This is a genomic window from Dyella sp. (assembly GCF_036568765.1).
Classification (GTDB): Bacteria; Pseudomonadota; Gammaproteobacteria; order Xanthomonadales; family Rhodanobacteraceae; genus GSA-30.
The window spans coordinates 1-10415 of sequence record NZ_DATCRY010000248.1 but is presented as its reverse complement, the minus strand read 5'-3'; the positions used below and the strand labels follow the sequence as shown (position 1 = coordinate 10415).

Annotated in this window: 11 protein-coding genes; all 11 read right to left on the bottom strand. The window is 61.3% G+C overall.

Annotated features, from left to right (window positions below; translation table 11 throughout):
* Positions 1-168: 168 nt before the first annotated feature.
* Positions 169-1395 (bottom strand): flagellar hook-associated protein FlgL, encoded by a 1227-nt coding sequence (gene flgL / locus VIM98_RS16705; RefSeq protein ID WP_331994245.1) that lies wholly within the window; start codon positions 1393-1395, stop codon positions 169-171.
* Positions 1396-1398: 3 nt separating this feature from the next.
* The gene (flgK, locus tag VIM98_RS16700) at positions 1399-3279 is read right to left on the bottom strand and encodes a flagellar hook-associated protein FlgK (protein ID WP_331994244.1); all 1881 of its coding nucleotides are present in this window, start codon (positions 3277-3279) and stop codon (positions 1399-1401) included.
* Between the two features lie 21 nt (positions 3280-3300).
* The gene (gene flgJ, locus VIM98_RS16695; protein ID WP_331994243.1) at positions 3301-4311 is read right to left on the bottom strand and encodes a flagellar assembly peptidoglycan hydrolase FlgJ; all 1011 of its coding nucleotides are present in this window, start codon (positions 4309-4311) and stop codon (positions 3301-3303) included.
* Position 4312: 1 nt separating this feature from the next.
* Entirely contained in the window at positions 4313-5428 is a 1116-nt protein-coding gene (locus tag VIM98_RS16690; protein WP_414650236.1) for a flagellar basal body P-ring protein FlgI, read from the bottom strand.
* Entirely contained in the window at positions 5428-6114 is a 687-nt protein-coding gene (gene flgH, locus VIM98_RS16685) for a flagellar basal body L-ring protein FlgH (RefSeq protein WP_331994242.1), read from the bottom strand. The genes VIM98_RS16690 and flgH overlap by 1 nt, the downstream gene beginning before the upstream one ends.
* Positions 6111-6896: a flagellar basal-body rod protein FlgG gene (gene flgG / locus VIM98_RS16680; protein WP_331994241.1), complete on the bottom strand. Its 786-nt coding sequence runs from the start codon at positions 6894-6896 to the stop codon at positions 6111-6113. Before flgG ends, flgH begins: the two co-directional genes overlap by 4 nt.
* 126 nt (positions 6897-7022) lie before the next feature.
* Positions 7023-7763: a flagellar basal-body rod protein FlgF gene (flgF, locus tag VIM98_RS16675; protein WP_331994240.1), complete on the bottom strand. Its 741-nt coding sequence runs from the start codon at positions 7761-7763 to the stop codon at positions 7023-7025.
* Positions 7764-7783: 20 nt separating this feature from the next.
* Positions 7784-9013 carry a flagellar hook protein FlgE gene (flgE, locus tag VIM98_RS16670; protein ID WP_331994239.1) on the bottom strand — a complete coding sequence of 410 codons (1230 nt, stop codon included), beginning with the start codon at positions 9011-9013 and terminating at the stop codon, positions 7784-7786.
* A gap of 42 nt (positions 9014-9055) precedes the next feature.
* Positions 9056-9754: a flagellar hook assembly protein FlgD gene (locus VIM98_RS16665; protein WP_331994238.1), complete on the bottom strand. Its 699-nt coding sequence runs from the start codon at positions 9752-9754 to the stop codon at positions 9056-9058.
* Between the two features lie 12 nt (positions 9755-9766).
* Positions 9767-10207: a flagellar basal body rod protein FlgC gene (gene flgC / locus VIM98_RS16660; RefSeq protein WP_331994237.1), complete on the bottom strand. Its 441-nt coding sequence runs from the start codon at positions 10205-10207 to the stop codon at positions 9767-9769.
* On the bottom strand, positions 10207-10415 hold a 209-nt coding region (locus tag VIM98_RS16655; protein WP_414650235.1), incomplete at its 5' end, for a flagellar basal body rod protein FlgB. The genes flgC and VIM98_RS16655, both read right to left, overlap by 1 nt.

Genomic DNA, 10415 nt, shown 5'->3' with positions numbered 1-10415 from the left:
CTCAAACGCCACCTCTGGTGGCCTCCCAAAAACCAACTACGGCAATTCATCCGAGCCATCTCCAGCGGTCCTCTGACTTGGGTGTACACCGGCATCTCTACGTGAAAAACGTGGGGATACCTCAGGGGTTGGGGTGAGGGGCGCTCGCGATGCGTCAGCGAGCAGTCGTCACTTCAGATAACTAAACAACGTCATCGACTTCATCTGCGCAAACAACTGCTGCGAAGCCTGCAACGCCGATGACTGCAGGGACAGATTGCTGATCGCGGTATACGGATCTACATCGCGCACATCCGATAGGGCGGACGAGTAGGTCACGTTCAAATCCGAATACGCTGTATTCTGCTGATCCAGCGTATTGAGTCGATTGCCGATCAACACCTGCGTATTGGTCACACTGGTCTGCGCCTGGTCGATCGATTCCAGTTGCCGGTTGATCGAATTGGCCAGTTGCGCATCGCTAGCGCCACTGCCCAAGGCCGAGATCAAATTATTGAATGTGCTGAAGACATCCTGGCTCTGCCCGCTCTGCACGCTGATCGTGTCGCCCGCATTCGGCGTACCGCTCAGATCCATCGACACGCCGTCGAAGCTGATACTGCCGCCATCGGAATACGTACCGCCGATAGGGTTGCCACTGGTATCCAGGAGCGGATTCCCACTCGCGTCGGTGGCAGTCCAGGCGCCGCCGGTGCCGAAAGTGATATTGATCGTGCCGCCGGCAGCCGTCTTGGCCGCATTCCAGGCATCGGAATCGGTAACACTGTTATCGCCGACAATCAGGGTGCCGGTATTGGCGCTGCCCGCGCTGGCGACAAACGAGCCGTTACCGGCAGGCAAGTTCATGAATACCGAGCTGCCCGCATCGCCGATAGCCACTTGCAGGCCCGAACCGATCGCCGTGGCCTGTTGACCGTCGTTGCCGTTGTAGCTGACCGTACCGCTGGCATTCTTGGCGAATGGCACCGTCGTAGTACTGGTGCCGGCGAACAGGGCCGCACCGTTGCTATCCGTAGTATTGGCCAGTTGCACCAGCTGATCGCGGATCTGCGTCAACTCGGTCGCCATATTGGCCCGATCGCTCGGCGAGAGCGAACCGTTGATGCCCGTCAACGCCAGGGTGCGCGCACGATCGAGCAGATCGGTCACCGAATCCAGCGCGCCGCCCTCGGTGGTCAACCGCGTATTGGCCGCATCGATATTGCTGCTGTATTGCGCATTGCTCGCCAGGATGTGGTTCAAGCTCAACATCTGCGCGGCGCCTGCCGGATCGTCCGAGGCGACATTGATACGCCGCTGCGTCGATACCTGGTTCTGCGTCGCCGCCAGCGCGCTCTGCTGATCGAGCATCGTGTTGACGGACTGCTGAAACTGCCAGCTGGTGGATATGCGCATGGCTTAGCCCTGTACCGCCTGCAGCAGGCTGGCAAAGATGGTTTGTGCGGTTGAAATGACCTGCGCGGAGGCCTGATAGGCCTGCTGGTAATTGATCATGCTGGCGGCTTCTTCGTCCATGTTCACGCCCGACACGCTTTGCTGCGCCGACATGGCCTGGTTGTAGAGGCTGGTCTGCGTGCTCAGGTTGCTGGCCGCCTGGCTACCGGCGGTACCGATAAAGGTGGTCAGGTTGGAGTACGAACCGATCACCGAGGTCTTGCCGCCGTCGAGCACGCCGCCGTCGGCCAGGCCGGCCATCGCCAGCGCATTGGTATTGTCGTTCAGACCATTGCTGTTCGGCGCGATGTCGAAACTGTCGCTGGCCGCGGGCGTGCCGTTCAAGGTCAGGCTCCAGCCGTTGACGTCGATCGGCTGTCCTGCGGTATAGGTGCCGCTGGACAAGACATTGCCGCTGGCATCGGTCACCTGATAAGCCGTGGCTGAGGTGAACGTGACTTTGGCATTGTTGAGCAAGGCGGCGTTGGTCGAATCGCTTACGGCAATCGAGCCGACCGTGGCATTGCCGGTGTTGGCACTACCCGCCTTCGCCGTCAACGCCGCCGCGGCAGCGATCTTGTTTGGATCCGTCTGGATCACCTGCAGCCCGCTCGCCGCATTGCGCGTGGGTTGGATCAGGAAGCTGTCGCCCGCCTGCGCGGTACCGCTGTTCACCTTGAAGGTCAGGCCATCGGCCGAAAAGCTACCGTCCGGATTGGTAGTCAATGCCACGCTTTGACCGGTGGTGGTATGCAGGCTCCAGTTCGTGCCGTCGTAACTGAGGTTGTAGTCGGACGAGGTCAGCTTGGAAACGTCGGTAATACTGGCAGACACATTCGCCGTGCCCGTGTTCTTGGTCGACGGTAACACGTTGGGCTGCGGACTATTGAAGATCGGGCTGCCCAGGTCGCCGTTAAGATCCAGGCCCTTGGCCTGCTGCGCATTGATACTGGACGACAACGCAATGGCCGCCTGGCCAAGCTGGTTCTGTGCCGGATTGAGCACGTTGTTGCGATAGTCCAACAAGGCGCCCAACGAGCCGCCACTCAGTTTGGTGGTGATGTCGTTGCCGGCGCTGTCGTAAAGATCGGTCTGGCCCGGATCGTAGGCGTTCTTGCCGGAGGAGATCGGGAAGGATTTGTTACCTGCCACCAGGCTCTGCCCGCTGGAGGTATAGACACTGATCGTACCGTCGCTTTCGGGAACGGTCGAAATGCCCATGTATCCCGACAGGGTCTTTACCAGGCCGTCGCGCTGATCGAGTATCGCGTTGGGTACTTGCCCCGGCGGGCTCTGGCGAATCTGCGCGTTGAGACTGGCAAGCTGGCTGGCAACGTCGTTGACGCTCTTGACCGTATCGCTGATCTGGCTATTGACCTGCGTCTGCTGCTGGGAAAGCTGCTGCCCCAATGTGTTGAACAACGCTGTGACCGAATCGGCGCTACCGAGCGCCGCTGTGCGGCTGGAGGAGCTGCCGGCAGCATCGGCCAGCGTGCTGAACGCACCGTAGAAATCGTCCAGCGCACCTTGCAGGTCGCCACTGCCGCTCAGGATGCCGTTCAGCGCGGTGTTGAGGTCGTTGTAGGTGTTGGCACGCTGCAGGCTCGAATTCTGCTGCCACACCGCGCTGGTCAGATAGCTGGAATAGGCGCGCTGCACCGATTCCACATCCACGCCGCCTCCGATCGTAAAGCGGCCATCGGGCTGGCCGATACGCTCGGACTGCACCACCGTTTCGCGGCTGTAGCCATCCGTGTTGACGTTGGCGAGGTTGTTGCCGACCGTGTTCAACCCGATCTGGGCTGCATTGAGGCCGGAAACACCGATGTTGAGCATGTTCGCCATGGAACGATCCTGGAGCGTTGCTTAGAGAGGTGTCGGCAAATTGACTACGTTCTTGAGTACATCGAGCGCCTGATCGATCTCCTGCCCAACCGCGTCGGCCACCGCGCCGGCAGCCTTGTCCGCCGTAGCGGAGGCGCTCTGCATGGCTTGCTGGACCTTGGCCAGGGCCTGACGCATCACCGGGCCATTGGCGATCGCCGCAAGCTTGTGCGCATAGGAGGGGTCGGTGGCGTAACCGCCTGCGACCAGTCCGCGGGCAAAACCCATCACATCGTCGCCATGACCCTTGGCTGCGGCATAACGCGGGTTGTCGCTGATCATTCGTGCATAGTCGTCGAAGGATTCGCCCGCCGAGTCGTAGGCACGAAATTGCGCTTGCTTGCGCACCGCCACGCCGTCTTCGTACTCCAGCGTGGAGACGTTGACCTTCTTGCCGTCCCAGCTGCCGCCGGCCTTGATGCCGAAAAGATTGTTGCTGCTCTGCCCTTTTCCGTGCGGCATATGCTGTCCCCACTGGGTTTCCAGCGCAGCCTGGGCCAGCACGGCACGCACGGAAACACCCAGCTTGCGCGCGGCTTCCTGCGCATGCGGCAAGAGCTTGGCGACAAAATCGGCAGCGCCTTGAGGAAGGAACGGCTCGACCTTCTGTGCCGCGGATGTAACGGCACTTGCTGCCGAGTCGAGCTTCGTCTGCATCGCATCGGCAGACGTAGCGCTCTTACCGCCGCCGAGCTGCTTGATCAGCATCTGCGCAATACCCAGCCCGTTGCCGTGCTGCGAGAGATTGACCGAGAGCTGCTGGTCGAACATATCGCGCCATGTGTCGCCGGCCTGGCTATCGGTCAGCCCGTCGCCGGGGCTGGCGTCGCGCATCGACTTGAGCATCATCTGGGTGAAGATCGATTCGAACTGCTTGGCGACCGCCGGCAGCGCCGACTTGGCATCGCTCTGCGCCGCGGCGCGCATGCCATTGAACCCGGACAATTCGGTCCAGGTATTGACGCTTTGCAGGGTGGCGTCGTTGACCGCCATGTCAGATCACGACAAGTTCGGCATGCAGCGCACCGGCCTGCTTGAGCGCTTGCAAAATGGAAATCAGATCGCTCGGCGCCGCACCCACCTGGTTCACTGCACGCACGATGGCGTCGAGGCTGGCGCCGGGGCCGAACTTGAACATGTGGCCGCCGTCCTCGCTGACCGACACGCTGCTATTGGGCACGATCGCGGTCTGCCCTTGACTGAAAGCGTTGGGCTGGCTGACCGACGGCTGCTCGCTGATGGTTACCTGGATGGCGCCGTGCGCGACGGCGGCCGCACTGACACGCACATCCGAGCCGATCACTACCGTGCCGGTACGCGAATTGACCACGACGCGCGCCGGCGCATCGCCCGGCGTCACATCGAGCGCCTGGATCGCGCCGAGCCAGGCCACTTTTTGCGACGGATCGACCGGCCCGCGCACGACAACCGAACCGCCATCCTGAGCATGCGCGGTCCCCGCGCCGTAAGCGCGATTGATCGCATCGGTGATGCGCGCGGCCGTGACGAAATCGGGCGTATTGAGATTGAGCATCAAGTCGCCGCCCTGATTGAACGACGAAGCCACGCTACGCTCCACCGTGGCGCCGTTGGGAATACGACCGCTGGCAGAAATATTCACCTGCACGCTGGAACCGCTCTTTCCCTGCGCACTGACGCCGCCGACCACCACGCTGCCCTGGGCGATCGCATAGGTATTGCCATCGGCGCCGCGCAAGGGCGCCATCAGCAACTCGCCACCGCGAATGCTCTTGGCGTTGCCGATCGAAGCGACGGTCACATCGATGGTCTGACCCGGCTTGGCGAATGGCGGCAACTCGGCGGTGATGGTCACCGCTGCCGCGTTCTTCAACTGCGGACGAACATTGGCCGGCACCGTAACCCCGAACTGCTGCAACATGTTTTCCAGGCTTTGCGTGGTAAACGGTGCCTGCGTGGTCTGATCGCCGCTACCGTCCAAACCGACCACCAGGCCGTAGCCCACCAACTGGTTGCTGCGCACGCCGGCTACTTGTGCCAGATCGCGCACTTTATCGGCGTGCGCATTGGGCATAGCCAGCATCGCAGCCACACCGATGACAAGACCCCCTATCGCGCTGCGGATATTCATCAGTACGGCATCCACTTGGAGCTGAAGAAGCGTGACAGCCAGCCCTTGGTATTGGCCTCCGCCAAGGTCCCGCGACCGGTATAGGCAATGCGCGCATCGGCCACGCGGGTCGAAGGCACACTATTGTCCTGGCCGATATCCTGCGCACGCACAATGCCGGAAATCCGCACCAGTTCCTGGCCCTGGTTGATGGTCAGCCATTTCTCGCCGCGCACCAGCAGATTACCGTTGGACAGACGCTGCGCGACAGTCACCGTAATCTGGCCGGTCAGCTGATTGCTCTGGCTGCTGCTGCCATTACCGTCGAAGCTGCGCGCCGCGTTGGTACTGATATTGGCGGGATTACCGCCGAGCTTGAGTGTCTGACCCAGGATGGTGGGCGCATCGATGCCGCTCTTGTCGGTCTTGCTGGTGCTGGTTTCCGATTTCTTGCTCGCCTGGGTGCTTTCGACCAGGGTGATAGTCAAGATGTCGCCGACGCGATGCGCGCGCGGATCGGAAAACAGTTCCATGTTCTGCTCGTCGTGGAAGATCGAGCCATCCGCTGCCGGCGCGGCGGCAGGTGCGATCGGTGCGGTGGCCGCCCATTCGGCGTCGTCCTTGTGCGGCGAGTCCATCGCGCATCCGGCCAGCGCCGAGGCAAACAGCCCGGCCAGCGCCAGGCGCGAGAACAGGTTCGTGCTCATAACTTGTCCGTCAGGTCCTGCAGCATCTGATCGGTGCTGCTGATGGATTTGGAATTCATTTCGTAAGTGCGCTGGGTCTCGATCATGTTGACCATCTCTTCCACTACGTTGACGTTGGAAGATTCCAGCGAACCCTGGGTGATCGTGCCCATGCCGTTCAGGCCGGGCTGCCCGGTTTGCGCGGTACCGCTCGAGGCAGTTTCCAGATAAAGGTTCTGCCCCATCGGCTGCAAGCCAGCGGGATTGATGAAGTCGGCCAGCTGGATCGTGCCGACAGTCTGTGTTGCGGTCGTACCATTGGTCGTTACCGAAACGGTGCCATCGGTGCCGATGGTGACGCTGTTCATGTTCGGTGGCAGTGTGATCGCCGGCTCGAGCGGATAACCGTCGGACGTCACCAACTGACCGTTCTGATCCTGATGCAGCGAGCCGTCGCGCGTATAGGCAATGGTGCCGTCGGGCATGCTCACTTGCAGGAAGCCGTTGCCGCCGATTTCCAGATCCAGCGAATTATCGGTCTGCGTCGGGTTGCCCTGGGTGAAGATCTTCTGCGTACCGACGATCTTTACGCCGGTGCCGAGCATCAGGCCGGTCGGCGACTGTGTCTGCTCCGTGGTCTGCCCGCCGGGTTGGCCCTTGTTCTGGTAGATCAGATCCTGGAACGAGGCACGCGAACTCTTGAACCCCGTGGTATTGGCATTGGCCAGGTTGTTGGAAATCACGTCCATGCGCGTCTGCTGCGCATCGAGGCCGGTCTTGGCAATCCACAAGGAAGAAAGCATGGCTGTGCTCCGGAACAGTTCAGTGAAGCATTAGGCAACCTTCATGCCACTCTTGCGCTGGCTGTAAGGCGCTGGATTCCCGCGTTCGCGGGAATGACGAACAAAAAGCAGAAAAAACAGCAACTTTTAACTGGCTTGCAGCAACTGCTTGGCCGAGTCGGCATCGTCCTCGGAGGTGCGAATCGACTTCACTTGCATGTCGTATTGCCGCGACAACGAGATCATCTTTACCAGCTCCGTCGAAGGATTGACGTTGCTGCTTTCCAAGGTGCCGGAAGTTAGACGCACGTCGGCGTCGACCGGTGCCTGCGTACCGTCGCTCATATGCATTAGGCCATCGGCGCCTACCTGCATCTGCGCCGGATCGGGATTGACCAGACGGATACGATCGATCGTGGAGACCGAATCGGGCCCCTGCCCCAGCGGCACTGTGGACACGGTGCCGTCATTGCCGATGACGATCTGCGCAGCATCTGGGATATTGATCGGGCCGCTATTGCCCAGTACCGGATTGCCGAGCGCATCGGTCAGGCCGCCATCGGCGGTGAGCTGCAAATCGCCGGCACGTGTATAACCTTCGTTGCCGTCCGGCGTCTGGACCGCGATCCAGCCGTTGCCTTGCACGGAAACGTCCAGCGGGCGGCCGGTGGTGGTCACCGGCCCCTGCGCGGTATCCTGGCCAATGCCCTGGGCGACGGCGTTGATACGCGTCCCCATGCCCTGCCCAAGCACCGGCACGCTGCGAAACGCGCTCAACTGCGACTTGAAACCGACCGTGGAAGCATTGGCCAGGTTGTGGCTGACGGCCTCCTGGGCACGCATGATCTGCGTCGCCCCGGTCATCGCTACATAGACGGAACGGTCCACGGCGGTCCCCTATCGGTCGCTTAGCGCGAAACGGCGTTGAACAGTGACGACGCCAACGTATTGTCGGTCGACAGCACCTGCGCATTGGCCTGGTAGGCACGCTGCGCCTGGATCATGTCGACCAGCTGCGCGGTGGTATCGGCCGTGTTCGAGGACTCGAGCTGGCCCGACTGGATGCCGCCGAACTGGCCGGTATTGGCTGTGCCCATCACCGCCGTACCCGAATCGCTGCTTGCTGCCCAGTTGGTATTGCCCAGCTGACGCAGGCCCTGCACGTTGGAAAAATTCGCCACTGCGACCTGGCCCAGCACGGCACTGGTGGTGTTGGAGTAATGCGCCGTGACCACACCGGAGCTATCGATATCGATATTGGTCAGCGTGCCGGCTTCCGAGCCGTCCTTGGTGATCGTGCCCGGGGTGTAATCGGTGCCGAACTGCGTGGTATTGGTGAAATTGAGCGACAGCGTCAAGGGGTTGGAGCCGTTGCCCAGGTTGATCGAGTTGTACGCCAGGTTGCCGGTGGTCGGCGTAGCGATCTGGCCTGACGCATCGAAGGTGAGCTGTTGCGGCGGCGTGGTGTCGGCCGACTGGCCGTCCACATACAGATGCGTGTCCCAGGTGTTGGTGCCGGTCTTGACGTAGTACACCGTGGCCTGATGCGTGCCGCCCTGCGAATCGAACACCGAGAAAGTGGTGGCGTTGTTGTAACTGTTGACGTCAGTCGGGTTGAACGGCGTGACGGTCGGCGGCGACGCGCTGGCCGGCAGGTTGGCAACGATGCTGGCATTCGTGGTTGCGCTCGCGGTGCTCTGCGAAGTGACAAGCTGCAGATTGGTGAGCGTGCTCATGTCGAACGTACCGTTGCCGGTCGGCGGATAGATCTGCAGCTTGTAGCCGTCATTGCTGACCACGGTGCCGTCGTCGAGTTTTTTGAAATCGCCCGCGCGGGTATAGGCAAGGCCGGCGCCCGTGTTGAGCACGAAGAAGCCGTTGCCGTTGATCTCCATATCCAGGCTGTTACCGGTCGTTTCCGTGTCGCCTTGCGTGAATTGCTGCGCCACATCGGAAAGACGTGTGCCGCCGCCGACCGCCGTCGCATTGAGATTCAGACCGGTCACCGCGTAGATATCGGCGAACTCGGCACGCGAGCCCTTGAAGCCCACCGTGTTGGCGTTGGAAATATTGTTGGCGATGACGTTCAGATCGGCCTGGGCCGCGTTGATACCACTGAGTGCCTGATTCAGTGCCATGAGTTGGTTCCTCGAAGAAGTAAAGCGCTCGGACGTCGTTCGTCAGAGGATTTGCGCGACCTGGCTCAGCGGCACGCCGCCCACGCCCGTCACTTGAAGATAGGTGCCCACACTGTCGCCGCCGAAGCCGACACCCGACACCTTCCCCGACACATACGTGTCGGCCGAACTGCTGCTGCCATCGGTATTGCCGATGCTTGCCGAAAGCGAATACGACGAACCCGTCACCGGATTGCCGTTATCGTCCTTGCCGTCCCAGGTGAATTGCTCCAGGCCGGCGGTGGTGTTGGTGACGGTAATGTGACGCACCGCGTTGCCCGCGGCGTCGCTGATAGTCACCGTGGCGGTACCGGCGGCCGGGAAGTTCACCGCGCCGGTGGCGCTGTTGGTGCTGTCCAGCGTGATGCTGGTCGAAGGCACCAGCACATTGCGATCGAGCAGCGACGAAGAATTGATCACCTGCGATGTCTGCATCGACGCGTTGATATTGGAGCTGAGCGCCTGCAGGTTGGTGTCCAGATCCTGCGTGGCCTGCAACTGACTGAACTGTGCCAGCTGCGCGACGAACTGCGAATTGTCCATCGGATTGGTCGGATCCTGCGCCTGCAGCTGCGCCGTCAGCAGCTTGAGGAAATCGGTCTGGCTGATACCAGCCGACTGCGAACTGCTGCTCGAGCTGCTATTGCCGCTATTGGTGGTGTTGCTGGTATTGGTCGTGTTGTTGGTGCCGACGGTACTCATCGTGTGCCCTCTTTATTTGCCGACATCCAGCGTCTTGAGCATCAGCTGCTTGGCGGTATTCATGACCTCGACGTTGTTCTGGTACGAACGCGATGCGGAGATCATGTTCACCAACTCGTCGATCGGATTGACGTTGCTGCCGTAGACGTAGCCGTCCGCATCGGCCATCGGATTGCCGGGCTCGTAGCGGGTCTGGATATCGGCCTGGCTTTCGGAAACGCCTAGCGTTTGCACTCCGGATGTACCGTCGTCCTGTGAGGGATCGGCGCCAGCGGCCTTCAGCGCGTTGTCGCGCAAGGTAGCGAACAACGGCTCCTTGGCGCGGTAGGCGCCATCGGGCGTGCTGCTGACGGTATCGGCGTTGGCCAGGTTGCTGGCCACGGTGTTCAGGCGCGTCGACTGCGCGGCCATGCCGGAGCCGGCGGTATCGAAAATCTTGAATAAAGAGGACATCAGCTCTGGCCCTCGGTAATGGCGGTGCGCAGCATATGGATCTGCGCGGTGATGAAACTCAGGCTGGCCTGGTAATGCACGGTGTTTCCGGCGAACGCGGCCTGCTCCACCTGGGTATCGACGGTGTTGCCGTCCATGCTCGGTTGCGTCGGCACGCGATAGGCAAGTTGGTCGCCTTCATTGGCACTGGGATCGATCTGCCCCGGCG

Excerpts from the sequence above, each read along its gene's own strand:
- flgL (WP_331994245.1), bottom strand. The coding sequence starts at position 1,395 with ATGCGCATATCCACCAGCTGGCAGTTTCAGCAGTCCGTCAACACGATG.
- flgK (WP_331994244.1), bottom strand. The coding sequence starts at position 3,279 with ATGGCGAACATGCTCAACATCGGTGTTTCCGGCCTCAATGCAGCCCAG.
- flgJ (WP_331994243.1), bottom strand. The coding sequence starts at position 4,311 with ATGGCGGTCAACGACGCCACCCTGCAAAGCGTCAATACCTGGACCGAA.
- VIM98_RS16690 (WP_414650236.1), bottom strand. The coding sequence starts at position 5,428 with ATGAATATCCGCAGCGCGATAGGGGGTCTTGTCATCGGTGTGGCTGCG.
- flgH (WP_331994242.1), bottom strand. The coding sequence starts at position 6,114 with ATGAGCACGAACCTGTTCTCGCGCCTGGCGCTGGCCGGGCTGTTTGCC.
- flgG (WP_331994241.1), bottom strand. The coding sequence starts at position 6,896 with ATGCTTTCTTCCTTGTGGATTGCCAAGACCGGCCTCGATGCGCAGCAG.
- flgE (WP_331994239.1), bottom strand. The coding sequence starts at position 9,013 with ATGGCACTGAATCAGGCACTCAGTGGTATCAACGCGGCCCAGGCCGAT.
- VIM98_RS16665 (WP_331994238.1), bottom strand. The coding sequence starts at position 9,754 with ATGAGTACCGTCGGCACCAACAACACGACCAATACCAGCAACACCACC.
- flgC (WP_331994237.1), bottom strand. The coding sequence starts at position 10,207 with ATGTCCTCTTTATTCAAGATTTTCGATACCGCCGGCTCCGGCATGGCC.